At 41.0% G+C, this 23,957-nt stretch carries 19 protein-coding genes; 13 read left to right on the top strand and 6 right to left on the bottom strand.

Translation table 11 applies throughout. The annotated features are described in order from the left end of the window. Window positions 1–67: 67 nt before the first annotated feature. The 5 genes from EAG18_RS05825 to EAG18_RS05805 all read left to right on the top strand — a co-directional run bounded on the left by EAG18_RS05825 (window position 68) and on the right by EAG18_RS05805 (window position 5,435). The gene (locus EAG18_RS05825; protein WP_125251458.1) at window positions 68–1,372 is read left to right on the top strand and encodes a hemolysin family protein; all 1,305 of its coding nucleotides are present in this window, start codon (window positions 68–70) and stop codon (window positions 1,370–1,372) included. A 254-nt stretch (window positions 1,373–1,626) separates the two neighbouring features. Next, entirely contained in the window at window positions 1,627–1,941 is a 315-nt protein-coding gene (locus EAG18_RS05820; RefSeq protein ID WP_125251457.1) for a hypothetical protein, read from the top strand. Window positions 1,942–2,331: 390 nt separating this feature from the next. Further along, complete coding sequence (locus EAG18_RS05815) at window positions 2,332–3,531, top strand: lipoprotein-releasing ABC transporter permease subunit (RefSeq protein WP_125251456.1); 1,200 nt, start codon at window positions 2,332–2,334, stop codon at window positions 3,529–3,531. After that, window positions 3,524–4,213: a lipoprotein-releasing ABC transporter ATP-binding protein LolD gene (lolD, locus tag EAG18_RS05810; protein WP_125251455.1), complete on the top strand. Its 690-nt coding sequence runs from the start codon at window positions 3,524–3,526 to the stop codon at window positions 4,211–4,213. Before EAG18_RS05815 ends, lolD begins: the two co-directional genes overlap by 8 nt. After that, on the top strand, window positions 4,206–5,435 hold the full coding sequence (locus EAG18_RS05805; protein WP_125251454.1) for a lipoprotein-releasing ABC transporter permease subunit: 1,230 nt from the start codon (window positions 4,206–4,208) through the stop codon (window positions 5,433–5,435). Before lolD ends, EAG18_RS05805 begins: the two co-directional genes overlap by 8 nt. A 41-nt stretch (window positions 5,436–5,476) precedes the next feature. Here the strand turns inward: EAG18_RS05805 and sbcB are convergent, their stop codons facing one another. Both sbcB and EAG18_RS05795 read right to left on the bottom strand, forming a co-directional pair. Beyond that, the gene (sbcB, locus tag EAG18_RS05800) at window positions 5,477–6,946 is read right to left on the bottom strand and encodes an exodeoxyribonuclease I (protein ID WP_125251453.1); all 1,470 of its coding nucleotides are present in this window, start codon (window positions 6,944–6,946) and stop codon (window positions 5,477–5,479) included. Window positions 6,947–7,271: 325 nt separating this feature from the next. Continuing rightward, the gene (locus EAG18_RS05795) at window positions 7,272–8,504 is read right to left on the bottom strand and encodes an MFS transporter (protein ID WP_125251452.1); all 1,233 of its coding nucleotides are present in this window, start codon (window positions 8,502–8,504) and stop codon (window positions 7,272–7,274) included. 107 nt (window positions 8,505–8,611) lie between these two features. Here EAG18_RS05795 and EAG18_RS05790 point away from each other — a divergent pair, with 107 nt between their 5' ends. Further along, window positions 8,612–9,499, top strand: a complete 888-nt coding sequence (locus EAG18_RS05790; RefSeq protein ID WP_125251451.1) for a LysR family transcriptional regulator — start codon at window positions 8,612–8,614, stop codon at window positions 9,497–9,499. A gap of 143 nt (window positions 9,500–9,642) precedes the next feature. Here EAG18_RS05790 and EAG18_RS05785 read toward each other — a convergent pair whose 3' ends face one another. Further along, window positions 9,643–10,083 carry a MarR family transcriptional regulator gene (locus EAG18_RS05785; RefSeq protein WP_125251450.1) on the bottom strand — a complete coding sequence of 147 codons (441 nt, stop codon included), beginning with the start codon at window positions 10,081–10,083 and terminating at the stop codon, window positions 9,643–9,645. 193 nt (window positions 10,084–10,276) lie between these two features. Between EAG18_RS05785 and EAG18_RS05780 the strand changes: the two genes are divergently transcribed. Next, window positions 10,277–10,705, top strand: a complete 429-nt coding sequence (locus EAG18_RS05780; RefSeq protein WP_125251449.1) for an organic hydroperoxide resistance protein — start codon at window positions 10,277–10,279, stop codon at window positions 10,703–10,705. A gap of 40 nt (window positions 10,706–10,745) precedes the next feature. Here the strand turns inward: EAG18_RS05780 and EAG18_RS05775 are convergent, their stop codons facing one another. The 3 genes from EAG18_RS05775 to EAG18_RS05765 form a co-directional block, all read right to left on the bottom strand. After that, window positions 10,746–11,189: a hypothetical protein gene (locus tag EAG18_RS05775; RefSeq protein ID WP_125251448.1), complete on the bottom strand. Its 444-nt coding sequence runs from the start codon at window positions 11,187–11,189 to the stop codon at window positions 10,746–10,748. Between the two features lie 292 nt (window positions 11,190–11,481). Further along, window positions 11,482–13,632 carry an ATP-binding protein gene (locus EAG18_RS05770; RefSeq protein WP_125251447.1) on the bottom strand — a complete coding sequence of 717 codons (2,151 nt, stop codon included), beginning with the start codon at window positions 13,630–13,632 and terminating at the stop codon, window positions 11,482–11,484. Then, a complete protein-coding gene (locus tag EAG18_RS05765) occupies window positions 13,607–14,788 on the bottom strand; it encodes an extracellular solute-binding protein (protein ID WP_125251446.1) in 1,182 nt (393 codons plus the stop codon). The genes EAG18_RS05770 and EAG18_RS05765 overlap by 26 nt, the downstream gene beginning before the upstream one ends. A gap of 484 nt (window positions 14,789–15,272) precedes the next feature. On the opposite strand from EAG18_RS05765, the gene tmk reads away from it, so the two are divergent. From tmk to EAG18_RS05725, 6 genes are all read left to right on the top strand, one after another. Further along, entirely contained in the window at window positions 15,273–15,926 is a 654-nt protein-coding gene (gene tmk / locus EAG18_RS05755) for a dTMP kinase (protein ID WP_125251444.1), read from the top strand. A 1-nt stretch (window position 15,927) separates the two neighbouring features. Further along, window positions 15,928–16,827 (top strand): DNA polymerase III subunit delta', encoded by a 900-nt coding sequence (gene holB, locus EAG18_RS05750; RefSeq protein ID WP_125251443.1) that lies wholly within the window; start codon window positions 15,928–15,930, stop codon window positions 16,825–16,827. Between the two features lie 11 nt (window positions 16,828–16,838). Continuing rightward, entirely contained in the window at window positions 16,839–17,162 is a 324-nt protein-coding gene (locus EAG18_RS05745; protein WP_125251442.1) for a PilZ domain-containing protein, read from the top strand. Window positions 17,163–17,169: 7 nt separating this feature from the next. Next, the gene (locus EAG18_RS05740; protein WP_125251441.1) at window positions 17,170–17,964 is read left to right on the top strand and encodes a YchF/TatD family DNA exonuclease; all 795 of its coding nucleotides are present in this window, start codon (window positions 17,170–17,172) and stop codon (window positions 17,962–17,964) included. Continuing rightward, window positions 17,948–19,786 (top strand): alkaline phosphatase D family protein, encoded by a 1,839-nt coding sequence (locus EAG18_RS05735; RefSeq protein WP_125251440.1) that lies wholly within the window; start codon window positions 17,948–17,950, stop codon window positions 19,784–19,786. Before EAG18_RS05740 ends, EAG18_RS05735 begins: the two co-directional genes overlap by 17 nt. A 534-nt stretch (window positions 19,787–20,320) precedes the next feature. Continuing rightward, entirely contained in the window at window positions 20,321–23,935 is a 3,615-nt protein-coding gene (locus tag EAG18_RS05725) for an ATP-binding protein (RefSeq protein WP_125251473.1), read from the top strand. Window positions 23,936–23,957 lie beyond the last annotated feature (22 nt).

The following is a 23,957-nucleotide window of genomic DNA, read 5'->3' as shown; positions in this document are numbered from 1 at the left end:
GATTGCCAAAGAGCCAAAATAAGCGTATACATCGCGCTGAATGATAGTTTTAATTTTAGGCATATTTGTGGACTTTTTCTGGGTACTTTTACTCATCACTTTGAGTGCGGTTTTCGCACTCTGTGAAATTTCATTAGCTGCGGCGCGTAAAGTGAAATTACAAACTTTATTTGATCTTGGTGATGTCAGGGCAAAGAAAGTATTGTACTTACAGGCAAACGCGCATCAATTTTTTGCAGCAGTGCRAGTTGTGTTGAACGCATTGGCAATTGTTGCAGGTATGATTGGTGAGTCTGTTTTCACTCCCTATATCCTGCAATTACTCAATTGGGTAGCCAGTTTTATTTTTGCTGATGTTGCAGTGTATGCGTCGGTTTTGCTGCAAATTTCCACCGTGCTCTCTTTTTTATTGATCACATCGTTGTTTGTACTTTTTGCTGACTTGCTACCCAAGCGAATAGCGATGGTCATTCCTGAAAACATTGCGATGCGCTTTATATCCTYGATGTTAGCAAGTGTTTGGTTGTTTAAGCCGATTATTTGGTTGTTTAATGTCTTTGCTGACTGGATCATTAAATTATTTAATTTGCCTAACGAACGAGATGAACAAGTAACACGAGATGATATTTATGCTGTGGTTGACCAGAGCGCAGAGCAAGGTGAGCTGTGTGAACATGAGTACAATATTATTGGGAATGTGCTGGATCTTAACCAAACCAATATTACCCAGGCGATGATCAATCGTGATGCGATTGTGTGGCTGGATGTTCAAGAGTCAGAAGAGAATCTAAGTAGTCTGATCCAGCGTCATAGTTTTCAACAGTATTTACTCTGTGATGGTTCGTTAGATAAAGTGGTTGCTGCACCTGAGGCGAAGCAATTGTTAAGTAATATACTCGCTAATCGGCCACTGTTGGATGGTCACGACCATGACTTCCATAAGCCTGTCATATTGTTGGATACATTGAGTCTATCTGATGCACTGGATGGTCTGAAAAGTCATGAGAGCAATTGTGCTGTCGTGATTAATGAGTTTTCTACTGTAGTTGGTATGGTCACACTTTCGAGTATTTTAAATCTGATTGCATTAAAGGATGATCAAGCGATAGAGGCGCAATTTAGACAAAAAGACAACGCTCGTTGGTTGGTACAAGGTGATATGTCGATTAAAGACTTTCAAACTTCAGTGATTGAATATGAGTTCGAGCCAATAGAAGCGATAGAAACGTTAGCTGGATTTGTGATCCATAGACTAAAACATTTTCCAGTGGAAGGAGAGTCTCTTCAGGTCGAGGGATTTAAATTTAAAGTAATAGAGATCCAAGGTTTATCAATTAAGCAGATTGAAGTGATAAAAGAGCCGACAGTGTAAACTCGCTTAATCTTTAAGTATGAATGATAAGCAAACCTTGAAAGCCAATAATGTTGTCCATTATTACTAATACCTAATATTAAGCTAGATATTTATTGAAAATAGCGGGATTATTTTTTGTCGCAACATTTTCATTAATGAAATTTTAATTATTATATTCTTGACCTTGATTATTTTCGGAATAGAATGGCTGCGTTTACGAAGTTCTGGGATTAGATCTTCGTAAACCAAATTAATACTTAAGGATGAACAAAATGAAAAAGTTAATCACCGCACTTGCTGCATTCGTAGCACTATCTGTATCAGCGCAAGAAACCCAAGAAGCAAAAGTACAAGTTGCACAGCAAAATATAAAAATTGTTGCAATTGGTCAAAGTGGCTGGGATCCAATTTGGAGAGAGCCAACTTGCAGCATCCAAAAAACAGATGAAGATGCTGTTGGTAACGCATACATGATCAACCATTATGACATGTGTTTATGCCAAAACAGTAAGAAAGCGAGTTATTTAATTGAAGATACGCAAAGTAACCCAAAACAAGCTGCTGTTATTTGTTACTTAGAGCAATAAAGATCTCACCCACTTAATATTGAGTCTGTTTGAGGCATCAAATCTTATTTTAAAGACCTAACTCAAAATAGATAACGACATTAAGTAACTAGTTATAACTAAATTTTTTGAAAGCGGAACATTATTATGCTCCGCTTTTTTCTTTTGTTAGAGTAACCGATATGTATCAAACGGCTAGATATAGCTTTTATCTTTAAAGCCGTTACGTCACAATGTTGATTTAAATAATACGACAACCCAAAGCAAGGTCTTACGCCTCAACTAGGACTGCACTTTTTCTATCCAAGGCCACAAAAATTTATAGTTTGTCACATTTTTTATCGTTTTCCAGCCATCAATCTGTTTTTGAGTATGATAGTATCCGTTCAGCAGTTTTTTACGAGATAGATTATGTTTCAACCAGTTAGCCTCTTTGTTGGGTTAAGATATAGCCGCGCAGCTAAAGGTAATGCGTTTATATCGTTTATCTCATTTTTCTCTATTGCGGGTATAGCACTTGGGCTGATGAGCTTGATCACGGTAAGTTCGGTTATGAATGGATTTGAGCAGACCCTCAAAGCTGCGATGCTTGATCTGATCCCACATGTGCAAATTAGGGAAAGTGAGCAACTCGATCAGACAAAACTAAAGGCGATAGAAGATCACCCATTAGTCAAGCAAGTATCACCCTATGTTACCAGTGATGTGATTTTACAAACCAATCAAGACTTGGTAGGCGTGCAGTTACAGGGGTTGTTTGAAGGGTACGAAAGTGTCCTAGATGATGCTATTCGTGGCGGGAGTCTAACGCGGCTACACAAGCACAAGTACCAAATTGCATTGAGCCGTTATTTGGCAAACAAACTAGGTGTAAGTATTGGTCAGCAAATCCGTATAATTATGCCAGAGTACACCACATATACTCCACTTGGCCGTACACCAACGCAGCGTTTATTTACGGTTGCGGCTATTTATGATGGTCAGAGCGAAGCCGATACTTACCTTGCATTTGCGGATGGCAAAAGCTTGCAACGGCTAATGCGCAAAAAGCCAGAGCAATATGATCTCAATATTCAATTATTTGATGCGTTTAATTTACCAGATTTTTATCAACAAGCAGGTCATTTGTTGCAAGGGCTTGATACCCAGGACTGGCAAACTCAGCAAGGTACATTGTTTGCTGCAGTAGCGATGGAAAAGCGCATCATGTCATTGTTATTAGGGTTGATAGTGATCGTGGCGGTGTTCAATATCATCTCAGCGTTGTCAATGATGGTAAGTGAAAAGCAAGGAGAGGTTGCGATTTTACAAACACTTGGCTTCACACCACAAATGATTGCTAAAGTCTTTATGGCACAGGGCATGTATAATGGTATTTTTGGAACGATACTAGGGATTTTTGGTGGGTTATTACTCTCTAATTACATAAATGAAGCATTACATCTTGCCGGTCTTCAGTTGCTTGGCGGCGCTGAACTTCCTGTCAAAATAGAACAAACAGAATTAATGATCATGGCGATGGGTAGCATTTTACTTAGCTTTTTAGCCACTTTGTACCCAGCCAAACGTGCGTCCAGTGTGCTGCCAGCAGAGGTATTAAGATATGAGTGATTTAGTCATTGACTGTCAAGGTTTGGTTAAAAGTTACCAAGATGGTAAATCCGAAGTAACTGTCTTAAAAGGGGTTGATCTTACAGTCACACAGGGCGAAATGCTAGCTATAGTGGGTAGCTCAGGCTCGGGCAAAAGTACCTTACTACACATTCTAGGCACCTTAGATAAAGCATCTAAAGGTAGTGTGAAAATTAAAGGTGTCGAAGTTGGTCAGCTGTCACGTGCAAAACAAGCTGAATTTAGAAACAAATATTTGGGCTTCATTTATCAGTTTCACCACTTGTTGATGGAGTTTAGTGCGTTAGAAAACGTAGCAATGCCGTTATTGATTAAAGGTTTGAAAACTAAGCAAGCACAAGAAAAAGCATTAAATATGCTCGATAAAGTTGGCCTTAGCCATCGTGCTAACCACAAACCTTCGGAGCTCTCAGGTGGAGAGAGGCAGCGAGTTGCAATTGCCAGAGCGTTAGTAACTGAGCCTGATCTGGTGCTTGCAGATGAGCCTACAGGGAATCTCGATAAGCACAATGCACTTAAAATTTATGATCTCCTGGCTGAGCTTAATCATCACCTTAAAACCAGTTTTGTTGTCGTAACCCATGACTTAGAGCTAGCTGACAAGCTTGGTCGTGCGGTGCAACTGGATGACGGTAAAGTAGGTGTATATCAGGATGCTTAGTTACTTTTTGAGCAAACGCTTTAGAGAGTCTAAGCGTCAGCTTGGCTTTATTGGTTTTCTAACAAGGGCCTCAACTCTTGGCGTCATGCTGGGCATGGCGGTGTTAATTATTGCGCTATCAGTGATAAATGGGTTTGAAGAACAACTAGAGCAGCGGCTGCTTTCTGTGGTCCCGCAAGTGAGTTATCAAGCACCTTATGACCCCATTCAGTCATGGCAACAAAAGGTTGATATTTTGGAAGATCAACGAGGCGTTGTCAGTGCGACTGCTGAAATCAATTTAACCGCAATGGTACAGTATAAAGGTACGTTGAAAGCTACCCAGTTGAAGGGGGTTGTACCGCATAGGCATCACGCAGTCTCAAGTATTGGCGAATTTATCCAAGGAACACAGCTACCAGCGTTGAAGCCGGGTGAAGTCATTATTGGGAAGGGGATCGCAAACAAACTGAACGTCGCGATCGGAGATAATGTGCAGCTATTGGTCGCAAACAAGCACTCCGACAATCCATTGGCTGCACCAAAGCGATTAACTGCCACTGTGGCCGGACTGATTGCCATGGGTGGGCAAGTTGACCAAACATTAGCTTTAGTGCCACTTGGCGCACTGCAAGAGGCGATGGGATTTAGAGAGGATCAGGTAACGGATTTACGAGCGAAAGTGAGTGACGTATTCCAAGCGCAATACATTGCGACATCTGCGGGCAGAGCGTTGCCCGATTTGGTCTATGTATCATCGTGGTTCAGAACACAAGGTGGGCTATATCAAGATATTCAGATGGTACGCACCATTGTTTATCTTGTCGTATTTTTAATTATAGCGGTAGCTAGCTTTAATATCGTGTCTTCCATGGTGATGGAAGTGAAAGAAAAACGAGCCGATATTGCTATTTTAAAAACCATGGGCGCACAAGACAGTACGATTTTTTCGACATTTGCGCTACAAGGCGTGACCTATGCTGGGATCGGTGCACTGCTAGGCACGGTAATTGGCATTTTTATCGCCATCAATATTCCCGATATTTTTAAAGCTTGGATTAGCATGAGCGACGATAACCCGCTGGAAGGTGTTTACTTTATCGAGTACCTGCCTAGTAAAATTATTTGGACTGATATTTACATCAGCCTACTAGCGACGTTTTTTATGGCGGTAGTTGCAAGCTTATATCCAGCTTGGCAGGCTACAAAAACCGATCCTGCCAAAGTACTTGGAAATGGCTAATCGGCAAGAGCAATAGGCGGCCAAAGGCACGCCTATTCCAACTATAAGCTTTGTGCGTAATGATAAAGCGCTTTTAATATTTGCATATTGCGCTCATTACCTTCATTCTCAGCAACAAGGTTTTCTAGCTCAAGCATAAAGTCTTCAGCCGAAATGGATGGGTTGTCATCATTGTGCATTAACTTGTTTTGGCAGTATTTACGCCATTTATCAAGCTCTAAAGGTGATAGTGACTCTGGCCAATTTCTCGCACGGTAACGAAACAACATTGTGTTGAACTTGTTATCTTCAAAATCTAGCTCCATAGTTGCGAGTTCTTGTGGTGAGGCATTGCGAATTATTGCAAACTTGGCTTTGTCTGCTTTGCTAGTAAAGCCATCATAGAGTTGATAATCTGGATTACTCGGCTTTTCAAAACCTTTGTCATCGCTGAATACGTCAGCGACCTTATCTCTTAACTCTGGTCGCGCTTTGAGATATTTTAAGTTTTCAAGGCACTGCTCGCGATCAATCCCTAGCCTTGCTGCGTTTTCTGGCAACAAGGTTTTAGCGGGGGCCACTAATGGGCACTTATTGATATGAAGCAATTTAAGCCCGACCGGCAATTCATCATCGCCCAGCTCACTGCGTTTTGTGTACAGCCGTTCTTTAAGCGCCTCAACGTCAAGATCGTTCAGTACCTCAGGCGACTGAGTCAAGTCAAAGCAGATCACGGCATTGCTATTAATAGGATGGAAACTCATCGGGGCAATCCACGTAGTGCAACCTTGCTGAGCTGGAAACATCGAAGAGATATGCACTAAAGGCTGCATATTAAAGACATCGATAAGGCTCGACACGGCCTTTTTATGTCTGTGGTTAAAGTAAAAATCGTACAGTTTAGGCTGTTTAGTTTTAATCAATTTTGCCAGTGCAATGGTTGCAGTAACGTCACTTAGTGCATCATGAGCTGCGCCATGTTCAATACCGTTGGCAACGGTTAGATGCTCGAGTTTAAAGCTGGGGTTACCATCTTCTTTGGTTGGCCACTCAATCCCTTCAGGGCGCAGTGCGTAACATGCTCTAACAAGATCGATAATGTCCCATCGACTATTGCCATTTTGCCATTCACGCTCGTATGGATCATAAAAGTTTCGATACAGGCTATAACGGGTGAGCTCGTCATCAAAGCGGATACTATTGTACCCAGCAACGCAAGTTTGCGGTTTTGCAAATTCGGTGTGGATCTTAGCCATAAACTCTGCCTCAGTGAGGCCTTTTTTTAGCGCTAGTTGCGGCGTGATCCCAGTGACCAAACATGCTTGAGGGTGAGGGAGGTAATCAGGAGCTGGTTGACAATACTCAATCAAAGGTTCACCGATAATGTTGAGATCTAGATCCGTTCTGATCCCAGCAAATTGGCTTGGTCTATCTTTTTGCGGCGTAGCCCCCCAACTTTCGTAATCATGCCAATAGATGGTTGGGATATTCTGAGCGTTATTTGGTGTTTCCGATTGGTTTTTATTTGTCATAAAGTCCAGGTGCTATTTAACTATTTTTGTTTTGGCCAACATCTGCGGTGATGGTATCACAACTGTATAAGGTCATGTGTATATGGTGGTAAATAAGTTACCACCATAAAGGAATCGTATTCACGAGTATTATCGCATAGGGGGGCGTGTAGAGTAATACCAATTAGCCTGAATACTTGCTCAATTTGAAGGAGTAAATCTGACGCTAATTGCGTTATAAATTTCTTATTTAGAACAAATAAATAGCAAATTTTTGTCTTAAAATAGGCCTTTTAATCAAGATAATTGGTACAAGACTTATAGAATCGAGTTATCTAATACTCAATTACTGACTCTCGCTGGTGAAATTATGGCCTAATCTATTAACATGCTTCCACATGACTATCGTCACACTGATTAATAGGGTAGCTACAGCGACTAGGGCGTTAAAATTCAGTGTTTGATTGTCTTCAGTTTTGACCAATAGACTTGCGAAGATGCCGCTTGCAGCAATTGCAAAGTGTTGAATTGCATTTTGTAAACTAATAAAGGCACTACGCTCTTGCGCCTGTAAAGCAACAATAAGTTCTGTTACCAAAATCATTGAACGACAAGAGCTCGCAATGATAAAAAGTACAAAAAGTGTCGCTGAGAATGTACTTTGACTCGTATTAAAGCCAATCAACACAGTCAGTAGCATAACCCCACTTAGGAAGTAAACTAAATACGATGTGGTTCYATTACTAAACTTACTTCTCGCATATAGCTGAATGACAATAAATGAGCACACACCGCTGAGTAGGTAGCAATAACTAAGTGACGTATTGGAAGTGCTGAAGTTGGTTATTAGCATGACGGGAAACTGAGTTGAAATGATAAATGTGCTCATCACAACAACAAAGCTAAAGAGTAGGGCAAAGCTTAGCTTTTTATTAAATAGATGGTTGTTGTTTTGTTTTATTTGACACTCATGATTGACATTCGCTGGTATATTTCTCTTATGCTTTTGCATAAAAATTAACAGAAACAGCAGCGCAGTGATAGCCAAGCAGCAGCCTAATAAAAATATACTCGACTGCCAGCCGACATGTTCGGTGATAAATAAAAGTACGGGTATTCCTATCGCAAGGGCACAAGGAAATGTGCTTAGTAATATCGCTGTATTTCTTTTTTGGTTGTGGTGGTCGCTGAGCAAAACAACAAGATTAAGATTAAGTACAAGTGCTGCACCCGCGCAAAGGCCGGTTAATGCTCGTACAACTAGAAGCGAGTAAAAACTATTGAGCAACGCAGTGCAAAGCGTAAAAAACGCGGCTGCGAGTAGTAGGCAAATGAGTTTGCGACTTTCGTTACCAGCGTTTTCACCGCCACGAACCCATAAACAAACGAGTGAGGCAGTAACTGCATAAACTGCAACTAATAGTCCTGAATTTGCAGGATTGGTATGAGTACTAAGCGCCATTTGCGCGCTAAAAGGAACAATGATTAAAGCATCCAAAGCGAGTAGAAAATGTATGGCAAAACATAATCCAAATGTGGCACTTGAGTGCACTGAGTTGTTTAACGAGGCTGAAAGCATATATATCCATAATCAAATTAACAAAAGAGAATATGATTGTATTAACCTCAGTAAGGTAATAAAGTGCGTTATATTGGATACATAAACCCACTTTTTGGGCTAATAAAATGACTGACCAAGTAGATCATCAGTGGTTAAAGAGTTTTCATTGTGTTTATGAATGTTTGAGCTTTAAACAAGCCGCCGAGCTTTTAAGGATCCCGACTTCAAATGTAAGTAGACATATCGCCTTACTAGAGGAAAAGCTCGATACAAGATTATTAGAGCGCACAACAAGAAGGATTTCTGTCACGGAAGCAGGTGAGCAACTGTATGAGAGTACAAAGCCGCTGCTTGAGTCATTATCAGATGCGATGCAAGAAGTAACTAGACATGCAAGCACGCCGACAGGGCATTTGCGCATATTGATGCCCGATATACCAATACTTGGTAGGGCAATCGTGACATTTTGTAGCGCTTATCCTTCAGTCTCAAACAGCTGTGATACTAGCCTTAGTCCAAGGGAGAGTTTACTCGATGGATTTGACCTCGTGCTCTACTTCCATCGTGGTAACCTTGAAGATAGCAACTGGGTGGTAAGAGCGCTTGCGCGATTACCAAGCGTTGTAGTTGCAGCACCTAACCTACTTAAAAAACATGTGCCTCCATTTACTTTATCAGATATGCAGGGTTTACCTTGCATCTCAACACTCTCCGCGTTAAACGGAACACCTTGGATATTTAAATTAGAAGATGGGCAGTTAAAAACGCTACATGTTAATTCAAGCTTTAGAGTAAACAGTGGAAGCGTGGCCAAATTAGCAGCGCTAGAAGGACTTGGTTTTGCTATTTTACCAGTAGAGGCATGTAGATCTGAAATCGAAAAAGGCGAACTTATACCAATAAACTTGGAGCATCCGCCAGAAGACCTCGTGCTCTATGCGCTGTACGCGGGACGAAAACACCTTGCAAAAAAAATCACGGCATTTTTGCAGCACTTGCAAGCGACTTTTTAAACGTTATCATCTTTGAGTGATAATTGCGTCACTGAAGTAAGGCTATCTTAGATGCTCTGCATTCGAATACACCGAGAAAGAGAGCGTCAGTTTGAAACCACTTTTATGGCTTACACAGATGAACACTCCTCATAAAAATACGTTTAGTCAGCGCTCGCTAAATCTTGATTGATCAAATCTAGTAACGCAATAAGTGCTGTTGCTTTGTCCTCGCTGATACTCGGAAATTTACAGCGAATTTGTTCTGGAATGCTCGCCGCTTGATGTCGTAATTCGTTACCTTTAACTTGCAGTTTTACAACCCGTTTGCGCTTATCTTGCTCATCTTTAATGATAGTAAGCAACGCTTTGTCGGTCATTTTCTTTAAAATCTGTGTCATTGCGCCGCCATCGATAGCCGTCTTTTTTAGTAACTCAGCAATGCTGATTTCGTCTTGCTCCCACAGCGCCATCATGACCACATATTGCGGATAAGTGAGTTGAAGCTCAAGCAGAGATTCTCGGTATGCTCGGGCAATGCCATTTGAAGCCATGTATAAACGATGACAAATTTGTCTATCTAAATTTAGTTGTGCGTAATTCATCGTATTCTTTTATTACTGTATTGATAAGGTATTTTAATTTGCACGCAAAGTATTTGCAATTCTAAATGCTTTCACATATTATTTTGTGTGCAAAATAAATTGTTGGCAACATGCATGACTTCATCTGGAGTACAGGCTGTGTTTGCTAGCATTTGAGTGATTATCCAAATGGTATGAAATTGAGGAGAATAAGATGAAAGCACTTCAGAGTATAGCGTATACAGCTAACGCGACCGCGACTGGTGGACGAGAAGGCACTGCGAAGTCTGATGATGGTCGTCTTGATATCGAGTTATCAACACCCAAAGCACTTGGTGGCGATGACGGTCAAGGTACTAATCCAGAGCAATTATTTGCAGCAGGTTACGCAGCATGCTTTATTGGTGCATTAAAACTAGTTGCGRGAAAGGCAAAAGTGACATTGCCAGATGATACGTATATTAATGCCGAGGTTGCTATAGGGCCGATTGAAGGCGGTTTTGGGATTGCAGTCAAGTTAGCTGTTTCAGTTGGGGAATTAGACAAAGAAACGGCGCGCGCATTGGTCGACAAGGCTCATGAAGTATGTCCTTATTCAAATGCTACGCGCGGAAATATTGCAGTCGAGTTATCTGTGATTTAAGCCCATGCTGCTTTGTTAGGCCAGTTTTTTCAATATTGGCTCAACCTGTTGTAAGTGGTAGGGTGGTTTTAAAATTGTGAACCGCTCCACCGGTTCGAAAATCAATCTGTTTGACCTGTTCAATAATTTCAACGGTATCAAAACCGCTGAGAAGGCCAAACATCGCTGCTTGCTGACCAGAGCCAATAGCATAGGATTGTGTTAGTGGCTCTGATTTGCAGGTGCCATGTTTGACATAGCCATACCACACCCCTTTGCGTGGATGATATTTTATAAATTCTAAACTCTCTATTTTGTCAAACTGGCTGTTGGTAAAGTTGTGCTCTAGGTTATGTATATCGCACGTTTGACCTGTGCAAAATACCCTCCAGCCATTGTGGTCAAACCATTTTTGGGCATTATCTGTAACAATAATCTTGTCTGTAGTGGTTCTGCTATCACAGGCTACCTCTGCTGTAATGGCGTTATAAACAATGGTTGTCATTCCTTCTGACTCCTATGAAGTTGAATATCTGGTCAATTAGTAATTTTGAATGCTAAGGGGTGAATCTGGGCGTTGGCTGCGTGATAAGCTTTAAATTTGAATGCCAAGTTTCTTAATTTTATGATTTATTTTGAGGCGATAAAACCCTGTCGATAATATCACTACTGTTTTTTAGCCACACCACAAGTTGATTACCGGAGTGTGACACATTCAATGTTTACCTAATGTGAATATATTGAAATTATTATGATCTTAATACATGTTTTTGTTTGAAGGAGGGCAAAAGTGCCCTTTACTGGATGAGTGTATTAATTACTTCATAGAGCTTTTTCATATCGATAGGCTTTGCAACGCAGGCATCAAAGCCAAGCTTTTGATAACTTTCAAGCTCTCCTGACATTACATTTGCAGTCACCGCAATTAATGGAATCTGCTTGTTATCAAGCCTAACTTCTGCGCATACCTCCAAGCCGTCTTTTTTTGGCATCTGAATGTCGATAAAGAAAATATCGGGCCTTCTCTTTTTATATAGTTCTATCGCTTCCTCACCATCTTTGGCGATAACTAGCTGGGCTTGAGTTGGCTTTATCATTGCGCTAAATATTTTCTGGTTTAACGGGTTATCTTCGGCCAACAATAAGTTTTTATCTTTGAGTTGGGGGACGGCATGTATATCTTGGTGTGCGTGCAGCAAAGGTGTAGCGCAAATACTTAGGTTTAGCTCAAGCTTAAATTCACTACCAACACCTTCTTCACTTTGTACACAAATGGTGCCACCCATCAGCTCAGTAAGTTGTTTTACGATGGCAAGTCCTAGCCCTGTTCCACCATATTTTCTCGTTGTAGAGGGATCCGCTTGTTGAAAGCGCTTAAATAAGCTGTCGACGGTCGCTTCATTAATGCCTGCGCCGGTATCAATAACTTGTATAGATACTAATTTTCCAGCATCTTTCATGACTATACGGATCTCTCCAGAACTGGTGAATTTGACCGCATTTGAGACCAAATTACGGAGGATTTGTTTTAGCCTCAAAGGATCTGCCAACCTGTAAGGGGAGGTTAGTTTTTCACAATCAACTATCAAGGGTACCTTGAGATTGTCAGCCGTGTGAATAAATTCATGTTTAACTTCCGTTGCGATACGGATCAAATTAACTGCAACAGTCTCCACTTTTAATTCACCCGCTTCAATTTTTGAGAAGTCGAGTAAGTCGTTTAATAAACTGAGTAATGTTTTTGTTGATGTCATTCCTTGAGTGACCAATTCGTTTGAGTTGATCGCATCGCTATGATGTTTCATTAGCTGAAATACGCCATAAATACCGTTAAGTGGTGTCCTTAATTCATGGCTCATATTGGCTAGAAAGAAGGCTTTGGCGCGTTCAGAGCTTTGCGCTTTTATTTTTTCATGTTCTAAAGAGCTAATTTGCAACTTAATTTGCTTGGCTAATTGGTTAAGCGTAACTTGTAATGTTTGCAATTCCTTAAATTCAAAGTCGTGAGTAGTCGTTACATAGTTGCCTTGCTTCAACCGATCACAGTGGCGCTCCAACACCAACATTGGATTAATGAGCCGTTTTGACAACTTTCTTAAATACCAAACTAGTAGCGCAACTAAAATCAAACCAAAAGATATGATGAGTAGTATTGCTCTGATGATGTCATTTGAAAAAGGGGTGGATTGACGATGTAGTAACAGCTCTAGTTTTATACCGTCCTCATCAGCAGAATATATAATATCTTGATAATCAGTTTGGTCATGTCGCAGCTCTGCGCTCCCTTCTAACGTTAAATCGCCACTTTTTAACGATATAATACCGCTATTTTCGCTCGCTTCGAAGAATGGCTGTAAATCAAGTTCAAGAAAGAGTACGCCAGTGTGGTTATACGGGCGCATCAAAGATGACTGCTTTTGTCTGAGCGGTATTTCTAAGAATAACTTTGCTTCTTTTGTTTGGGAGCCGTTAATATCGGCCATTGATACGACACGTTTTTTAACTTTGAGTGTTCGCATTTGCTCTGATAGCACTTGATTAGTGTATGCAGAGAAAACTTTGCTGTTCCATTTTAAGGTGTAAAACGGGTATCCCTCTACTGTAAAAACAGAGCCATCATTAATCAAAGCGGATTTAATCATCGCGTTATTATCAACAACCTGTGTGAGTACCTTGATCGCATGCTGAGTGTATAATAAGTTGTTGGGCAAACTTGACAGTATGTAGTCTTCACTTATCGGTGCGAGTTGATAGATCAATTCATTGATCTGTGCTTTAAAATCGTTGACCAGACTGTTTCCTGTTCTTTTAAGGTCTTCCTGTGTGAGTGCTGCTTGTTGTTCTAACAGAGCAAAGCTAACCATCGCGACTAGAATCAATAAAAACATTGAGAATAATGTCGTAATTTTTCTTTTTATTTCTTTAACGATGCTGTGCTTTTGTTTCATTTTTCTGCGACTTTGTGACAATAAACTGCATATACTCAGTGGTATCTTCAACGCTATACACCCCACCTAAATAGCGTGTTAGGCCTTTGAGTATGGCTTCCCAAATATAGGCCATAATGGGTTCATTGGGCTGTGGGTAAGTATGATTAAGTGAGGCGATTAACTGTATTAACGCAATATCTTTTCGCTTTGTTAACTTGTCTAGGCTGTCAGAATTTGTTGGTAGCGCTTTTAACTCATCCCAAAGACGATCTTGAACACGTTGGCTTTGCATAAATTCAACTAGTAATTTCAAATGCGGCTTTTTTTCCGATTCGACTGCGTTCGCAGGAAAAGCCAAAACGTGGGATGATGCAAACGAGATGAGCTGATGTCCTCCCCATCTTGGTAAGGAAGCGATTGCTAAGTTATCTTTTAGAGTATCTTTGAGTTGTTGATACGCCCAAATGCCATTCACAAAGTAGCGTAATTGCGCACTTTTAAAACGATTCATTAAACACTGGTATGCACAATCTGCGTCAATAATGCCACTGTTTAGCAGTAACTGGTAATTTGACAAGGCCAAACGCATCGCTCTCGTGTCGAGATGAGGCTGATCAGATAAAATAACCTCTTCCTGTAGAGCGTTCACAAAGGTAATAAACCAATACATTTCATAAAAATTCCACCCTAACTCGGGCGCTTTAAAGTGGCCTTGCTGGATGTAGTGTTGGAGATCTGTTATTGGCTCGGGTACAAGCGAGCGATTATAGTAGAGTACTAGATGATTACCATACATGAGGGGGATGCCTTTTATTACTCCGCCCACTTTACTCGTGTTTTTGACGCGCAGTGTGAGTTTATCTGCAAGCCAACTTGACGGTATAGTTGAAAACCGTAATTCAGACAAGCCCATATAATCACTGGGAATAATTACAGCATCGGGGAGTTGCATGGCATCTGCGTATTGTAATAGCTCACTTTTTAGTTGGTTATTATTGAAAGCTAAAATGTTTATTTTGATGCCTGTCTGCGCACTAAACTCTTCAAAAAGTGGCTGAAAATCAAAATTTTCTAGGCCAACTGCAATGTCTATGCTGACATTGGCTTTCGCTTGGATAGCCCCACTGTGAAGACTCAAGAGCAGCAAAATAGTACAAATTAATCGACCTTGCATAAAATAACTATTCCGTAGTGAGTTTAATAATACCAATTTTCTTAATTAAGTGGTCTATTTTGAGGCGAGAAAATCTTGTCGATAACGAGGAAAAAAATTCGCTATTTAGTTGTTCTAAATAAGAAATTTTTAACGCTGTTAGCGTCAGATTTACTCCTTCAAATTGAGCAAGTATTAAGTCAAATTGGTATAAGTATGTCTCTATCGCGCAGGTATTGGTTCTTTGTCAGTGTAGTCTATATTTCTGCGCTTGGAATCAATACAGGTGAAATCGGCAAAGTAGGGGATGGTTTTTATCTATGTCTATAAGTCTTAGTGAGTTCTTCAATCACTGCTTTGCCTAGCGAAATGATGATAGGTACTTATCCGAAGCTCAGGTTGAATAGTCATGTTATTGTGTTAATTATAATGAGAACAGCGATGAATAATTTCCAGAAACACGATAAAATACACAGCAAATAAGAATGATGAGTACAACCTTGTTATGAATAAAGGGTTTATGCTGGCCYGTGATGGCAGCAATGGTGCAGGTAAAACAACTGTTAWCTCAGGCATAGAAACGCACCTAAAACAACGTGGTATTGAAGTTGTGATGACTCGAGAGCCAGGTGGAACAAAAATATCTGAAAAAATTCGTGAAATCATTCTCGATCCTTCGACACCCGAAATGACTGAAATGGCAGAATTGATGTTGTTTGCTGCGGCACGAGCACAGCATGTGCGGGAAAAAATCATTCCAGCCATTGAACAAGGTAAAGTGGTTATTTCAGATCGATTTGACGCCGCGACGTTTAGTTTCCAACACTACGCACGAGGGCTGGATCTCAACACCATAACGACGATTAATCAGCTCGCGTTGGGAGATTTTAAAGCAGACATGAACCTCATATTAGATCTTGACCCTCAAGAGGGACTAAAGCGAGTCAAGTCAAGAGGGGAAGGGTTAGATAGGCTAGAAGATGAGCAGCAACAATTTTTGCAGCGTGCCCGGGAAGGTTACTTGCTACAGGCAAAAAATGACCCAACGCGCTTTACTGTAATTGATGCAAGTCAGAGTAAATCAACCGTGCTTGCGCAGAGTATTGAACTTGTAGATAAGCTTATTGATCAACATATTAAGTTAAGCTCGAGAGTGTAATATGCTTGCAAGTTGGCATCATACTCCCCTTAATCAACTAGCCCGAGCGCAGCAAGCTGGCCGTTTGCATCATGCACATTTGTTGTCGGGTAAAAAAGGCGTAGGCAAAGGCGTACTAGCTAGACATTTGGCTAATGCCTTGCTTTGCAATAGGGCTGAGACACTGACTGCCTGTGGGAACTGTAAAGCATGCAGCCTCAATCTTGCCGGTAGTCACCCTGACAAACTTATTGTCGCGCCTGATGGTAAATCGATAGGTGTAGATGAGATCAGAGATATCACCAACTTTTTAAACCACTCAGCTCAGCAAGGGGGGAGTAAAGTTGCGCTAATCGAGCAAGCACATCTGATGACACATTCTGCGGCAAATGCGTTATTAAAAACACTGGAAGAGCCTAATTTTAACAGATATTTACTCATAACCAGTGATGATGATAGCAAATTGCCAGCGACGGTGTTAAGCCGCTGCAACAAAGTGACAATTCACTCGCCGAGTTTGACAGAAGCTGCGAAATGGTTAGCAGAGCACGATCTCGGGTCTAACCTTCCTTGGATCCAGGAGTTTTCACTTCAGCCCTTTGTGATTTCAGGGTGGCAAAAGGAAGGGCTTATCGATGAGGTAACACAGTTATTTAATGCAGCGAATAAGCTCGATGGCGAGAGTGCATTGCAAGTTGAAAAGATACTATTAAAACACACTTCGTTGAGTGATGTATTTGCACGCTTTTTGCTAAGTCGTGTTAAGTCTGCGATGCTATCAGAAGCGGGCCTCAGCTTTACACAGTATCAGGCGTTATTAAACCTTATACATCGTTTTATGTATGAACAAAAAAATGTGTTAGGGTTAAATCAAAGCCTTAGCATTTCAAATTTGCTTTTTGCCTTACAAAAACAGTTATAAAGAGGTGGTACATGCAAGAGTTACTTGCGGATTTTGAAGACTTGGATGAGCTCTATCGCTGTTATATGCCGTTCTTGAAGTCAGGGGGTATATTCATTAAGTCAAATGCCCATTTTGAGATGGGACAGGAGTTAACACTACGAGTCACGCTTCCTGATGCCTTAGAAGCTGATGAGGTGGAGGTCATTGTGGCATGGTTAACTCCACAAGGGGCACAAAACTCTAATCCACCAGGAGTTGGCGTGGCGTTTGTTGACGCGCCAGCCTTAAACGATAAAATAAATAAATTACTGGGTGCAGCCTTGAACTCAGATAAACCCACTTACACAATGTAGAGCCAGTATGATTGTAGACTCTCACTGTCATTTAGATAGATTAGATTTTGAAAAATTAGGCTTAAGCCTTGAAGAAGTATTACATAATGCGAGACAAAAACAGGTCGAACATTTCCTATGTGTTAGCGTTACTCTAGAGCAGTTTCCCGCTATGCTCGAGAAAATTTCTGGATTTGACGATGTCTCAGCTTCTTGTGGTGTACACCCCCTAGACCAAAAAGATAAACTAGATATTGATAAGCTCCGTAACTTGGCTAATAACGAAAAGGTCGTTGCTATTGGTGAAACTGGATTAGATTATTATTATTCCAAAGAGACTCATCAAGTGCAGCAAGAGAGCTTTGCTGGGCATATTGAGGTGGCAAATCAGTTACAAAAACCACTTATTATTCATACTCGTGACGCCAAAAGCGATACAATCGATATTATGAAAGCGCACAATGCGCAAAATTGTGGTGGCGTATTACATTGCTTTACTGAAGACTGGCCAATGGCCAAACAAGCTTTGGATTTGGGCTTTTATATCTCGATTTCTGGTATTGTGACATTTAAAAATGCCAGAGCATTACAAGATGTGGTAAAGCAAATTCCTATGGATAGGCTGCTGATTGAGACAGACTCTCCTTATTTGGCTCCTGTTCCACACAGAGGCAAAACTAACCAGCCTGCATATGTGCAAGATGTGGCGTATTTTATCGCTGATCTAAAAGGGGTTAGCTATAAAGAACTGGCTCAGCAGACTAGCAATAATTTCTATTCGTTGTTCAACTTGGTAAACCGCCAACATGGCAGCACAACGTAATCAGCTACCACTGGTATTGATGGCGCCTTTACTTAGGCGCGTCGATAAAAGTACAGTTTGTATTCAATTTGCCACCAGCGAAGCGGTTAGTGCTGAAGTAAAACTCACGGGCTTTGAAAGCGATTGTGACGTTGAAGAAATACAACTGGGCGGAGCGTGCTTCTTGTACACGCTTCTGGTACGTCCAAAAAATAGTTTGCCAACAAATACACTCATAAGCTATGTGTTATTAATCAATGAAAATACTTTTAGTCCAGAGTATTTGCGTTATGGCGAAACGTTGCAATTTGCGGTTCCTGATAAGTTAACTCACATTTTACACGGCTCTTGTCGCAACCCACACCACCACTCGAAAGACAGCTTGCATACAGCCGATCTGTGGCAAGCACAGCAACGTGAACTAGGAGAGATAGGGGCTGACTTATGTATTTTTTCAGGTGATCAGATATATGCAGATGACGTTGCAGGAGCCACATTCCTCGCTGTCCGGCAGCTGATCCAACGTCTAGACCTCTTCACGGAAACAAGACTGGAGATTGAGCTACCAGATGATGCGCAAGCTCAGTTATATCAGCGTCATCAATACTTACCAAAAACGCCTTGGCAATCACGTTCAAAGTTTTCTGCAGGGTATTGGTTTCGAAAGGATGAAGCACACTTCTCAAGCGTGAAAGCGTTTAATCACCTTATCTTCTTCGAAGAGTTTGTAGCTTGTTATTTATTAAACTTTTCTCATACTGCGTGGCAGCTTGTCGATTTTGATGCGCTAGTCTATGAGGGAAATAACGAGCGCAATAAACGAGTATTTGACTCTGAGCTTATTGCCATAAAGGACTTTGTTAATACCTTATCAAGCGCAGAGCGTCTTTGTGCAAATGTCCCAATTCTGATGATGTTCGACGATCATGATGTGACGGATGACTGGAACTTAACAGCAAAGTGGGAACAGGCCATTGCAAATCATAAAGTGAGCCGCAGGATAGTGAATAATGGTGTGATCAGCTATTGGTTATTTCAAGGGATCGGAAACGATGCTTTTGAGCAAAGTCGTGCGCTGCTTGACGGTTTTAAAAACAGCTTACATGAGAAAAAGTGGCAATTTGATGCGTTCGATAGGCAAGTACGTCGTTTTACCCGTTGGCATTATTGCCTAGATACCTTTCCAAAGGTAGTGGTATTAGACACCCGTACACATCGTTGGCGCAACGAACAAAACTTTAATGAACCAAGTGGCCTTCTAGACTGGGAAATGTTGATGGAGCTGCAAGATACGCTTATCGACCATCGTGCAGTATTGATGGTCAGTCCAGCCCCTGTATTTGGCGTTAAAGCGATTGAGACGATTCAAGCTGTCTTTAATGCCTGTGGTGAGCCTTTAATGGTGGATGTTGAAAACTGGATGGCACACGAAGGCGCTGCAAGAAAGCTAATTGAAATCTTCAAGCGTCCTGATACCCCGAAAGAAACAATTATCTTATCTGGTGATGTACACTATTCATTTTGTTTCTCGGTTCAAGCGCGTTTTGGCCGTCATGACAACCGAATTTGGCAACTTACTGCTTCTGGTATCAAAAATGAATTTCCAAAGCCATTGATCAAGGTGTTAGACAAACTAGATACCATTTTGTATGCCAAATATAGTCCGCTAAATTTATTTACTAAACGTTGGCAACTGTCTGTTAGCAAACATCCTTCCTCTATCAAAGACCATGGTTATTTGGTCTCAGACTCGGCAATTAGTTTAGTCACACTGGATAACGGTTTACTTGAAAAATACGAACTGCTTCATGGCACTGGGATCCATAGCCATTTTGAACTCTAACTATTTTACCTTTAGTGCTCAAAACTTGAGTCCTAAGTTTTTCAGTTAAGCTTTTACTACTTGCCTAATTTAAAGAAATCAATCGGGCGCGAGTTATACCAATTTTCTTAATTAAGTGGTCGATTTTGAGGCGAGAAAAACTTGTCGATAACTCCGCTACCGCGTCCTGCTATCGCTAAGGTACCTACATCCATTTAGGCAAGGCAAAAATTTTGCTATTCAGTTGTTCTAAATGAGAAATTTTTAACGCTGTTAGCGTCAGATTCACTCCTTCAAATTGAGCAAGTATTAAGTCAAATAGGTATTACGTTGTAAGTTTTTTGTGCCGCTACTTCAGCTATTTCTGTTTACAAACTAACTCATTTACGCGATGTAAATGGTATAACCTTTGAAAAAATGATGCGCTTTTTTTGCTTTTGCTATAGTTAGTGTAATGAAAGCAAACATCAACAAAATATGATCCGACTTAGGTATCAATTCACAGCAACTGCATTGACGAATAGAATAGGCCGAATTGGTGTATTGCTATTGAGTATGTTGTTGAGCTTACCTAGCATCGCTAGCTTTCCAGAATTTAGCGATACAGCACAAGTGATGCGTCGTTATGATTACAGCTCGRGTTTGAGCCAAGTGACAATTACAGCAATCACACAAGATCAACTTGGCTACATTTGGGTTGGAACACAATCTGGGTTGAACCGGTTTGATGGCCATGATTTTATCCAATTTGAAGTAAAACAAAACTCTAAAAATCACCTTTCTGGAGGCTTTATCACCTCTCTTTGTCATAGCGGCAAATACATCTGGATTGGAACGAGTACAGGACTTAGCGTGTATGACGCGGAGGCTGGATTATTTCGATCTATTTTGGCTGCCCACAATGATGCGATTAACTCAGATAGAGTAAAAAAAGTTGCTTGTTATGGCGAATCGGTGACGGTGTCAACGGAAGAGGGGGATGCCTATCGTGTTAACTACCAAACTCTTGAACCTGAGAAGTTATATCTAACTGGCAAGTTTGTCCGCGATGTACAAGAAACAAGAAACGCATTTGTTTATCTTAATGCCGACGGCCTAGTTAGTCAGCCAAAAGATAAAGTCGGTGCAAAGGTTATTTTAGACGGTGAGTTTAAGACGTTATCGCTGTCTCATGGACGTATATTTGCGGTTGATGATGAAGAGCAAATAATTGCTTTTGACACTAAGTTCAATAAAGTGCTTTGGAAAAAAGTCATTAGTGACAAAGTAAACTTTAGCATTTTCCAAGTTAAAGTGCGTACGAATGAGATTTTAGTCGCGTCAAATAATGGTGTTTTTGTACTGGATCTACAGGGGAATATCAAACGTCATTGGTATCGTCGCGCCGAACAAAATGATGGCTTACAAGATAATAATATATTAAGTGTACAAAGAGATCGCAATGGCGATTTATGGATTGGTACTGAATCTCAAGGGTTACATTTTTTCAGCCAATTGAGCGAGTCATTTGGTCACGTTGGAGAACAAAACTTCCCCCATGCACCGCTTGGCCACCCAGATGTGCGCAACTTTGCACTGGACAGTAGTGAACGGCTTTGGATTGGCACTTCATCAGGGTTATATATTTATCAACAGTCTAGTTTTATTGAGGCCTATCGGCTATTTCCTAGCCTTTCAGCGATAAAGGGTAGTTTTATTACTCAAGTAAAAATCTATGACGATACCTTGTGGCTAACGACCAGAGGAGACGGGGTGATAAAATATGGCTTATTGCAAGGAGAATATCTGCATTTGCAGCCAGACTCGGAAAACGGCCCTGAACTAAGCTTTAATGATATAACAAAGTACCAATCACAAATATTAGTCAGCTCAAGAACGCTCGGCCTTATGCGGTTTGATAACGAGTCCAATCGTTTATTACCATTTTTTGAGAATCGTCCAGATACACCCTCACATGTTTCTTCGTTTAAAGTCGTAGGTCAAGACCTGTGGTTTGGCTCTATTGGTGACGGGTTATTTAAATATAGCAAAGGTCAGTTACATAACATCACGACTCAAGATGGCCTGAAATCAAATTTAGTTTTTATGATTGATGAAGACCCTTGGCAACGGCTTTGGATTGCAAGTGAAGCAGGAGTAAGCCTTGTTGATAAAGATATGCAAGTGGTAAAAACCATTGGCGAACAAGATGGGTTAGGTAATCAGGCTGTTTGGGGGCTTGTGTATGATGACTACGAATATATGTGGCTGGGTACAAGCGGCGGGTTATCCCGTGTGAATGTGATGGACTTTGCAATAGATAACTTTTTACCTATTGATGGTGTACAAGCTCATGAGTTTAATTATAACGCGGCATGGAAAGCCCCTGACGGTAGAATTTTTATGGGAGGAGCCAAAGGCTTCAACCAGTTTTTCCCTCAAAATGTATCTATTTCAAATAGTGCGAGACCTATTTTGGTTTCAACAATAGAGTTGCTTGGGGAGCCAATAAAGCCTAGCCCAAATGGGATATTGCCAGTCGCACCGGAATTGGCCAGTGAACTGCACTTGCGTCATGACCAAAATATTATTTCTTTACAGTATTCGAGTCTCGATTTTGGTTCTGAAAAATTAAGCTTCTATTATCGGATAAAGGGGCTGAGTGACAAATGGTTAAAACTTGCAAATGGCGCACGGCAAATTAATTTACTTCAGTTAGAGCCTGGGGTATACCGGGTCGAAACTTACACAGTCAATCGTTTCAATATGCAGTCCCCAGTGCATGAGTTCAGTATTTATGTTGATGCACCGCTTTGGTGGAACACATATTCAAAAACATTATACGGCCTAGTTATTATTTTTATTATTGTCGGGTTTGTTAGAGCGCGGCAGCAACGCTATCGAAAGGTGCTTAGAGATAACCAAGCCATGTCTGCCCTGCAAGAGCGTTTGGAATTATCACTGTGGGCAAGTGGCGATGAACTATGGGATTGGCATGTCGAGTCTGGCTGCATATATCGCTATAGTGTCAACCCAAAAATTAACTTTGGCGAATTGCAAGACAAACTTATTCTAAGCGAGCTAGACCAGTTTGTGCATCCTAAGGATTGCGTATTGTTGGAAGAGCGCTTACTAGCCTGTGTAGATGGTAATGAAGATGTATACGAGTTAGCTATTCGAGTGAAAGGGCAAGATGGTGAGTGGGTTTGGGTGCTTGACCGCGGGAAAGTGGTGGCAAGAGATGAAAATGATAAGGCACTTCGCATTGCAGGTGCTTTGAAGGATATAGCTGATCTCAAAGCACATCAACAGGCCCTGCAGTCGCTAAATGAGCAATTAGAGATTAAAGTGGCGATGAGAACAGATGAGCTTTACAAGAAGAATCAAAAGCTTGAACAAGCTATGATTGAGCTAAAGCAAACTCAAGAAGAGCTGATTGAAAGTGAGAAAATGGCTTCTTTGGGTGTGGTTGTGGCAGGCGTCGCTCATGAGATTAACACACCTTTGGGTATAGCAATCACAGCGCTGTCTCATAATGAAGATTGTTTGTCTGACCTAGTTGATAAACTAGAAAATAAAACTCTAAAGCAAGCTGATTTAGTCGCTTCCATTGCATCGCAAAAAGAAGGCTACTTATTGGTCACACGAAACTTAAGACGAGCTGAGAGTTTGATCAGCAACTTTAAACAAGTGGCAGTGGATCAGTCCAGTGAAGTAGAACGTGATATTAACCTGCTTGAGTATATCAACGATGTTTTTGACTCATTAAAGCCACTTGCCAAAAATAAAGAAGTGCAATTGGAAATAGATGGGAATAGGTCGATAAACATTACTACTTTTCCCGGTGCGATTTACCAGATAATGGCAAATTTATTTAATAACTCAGTCATCCACGGGTTTGAAGATAGCGCCTCAGGGTGTGTACGAGTAACAGTAGAGGAAAACGGTTCACATTGGAGTATTATTTATAGTGATAATGGCGTCGGTATGGACGAAACAATGGAAAAAACGTTATTTGAGCCATTTGTAACAACCAAACGAAATCAAGGTGGCTGTGGTTTGGGAATGCACATTGTGTATAACCTAGTAACGCAATTATTAAAAGGGGAGATCCGTTGTAAAACCGCGAAGTTCGAGGGTGTTGAAATTACTATTCGTGTACCCCTCACTCGTTCTGCCACTGTTCAATGAGACACGTCTTCCTTTCCTTCTT

Origin of the sequence: Pseudoalteromonas sp. J010 (assembly GCF_003934235.1) — a bacterium.
Lineage (GTDB): Bacteria > Pseudomonadota > Gammaproteobacteria > Enterobacterales > Alteromonadaceae > Pseudoalteromonas > Pseudoalteromonas peptidolytica.
Note: the sequence above shows the minus strand (reverse complement) of the source record. Positions and strands in the feature narration are given on the sequence as shown.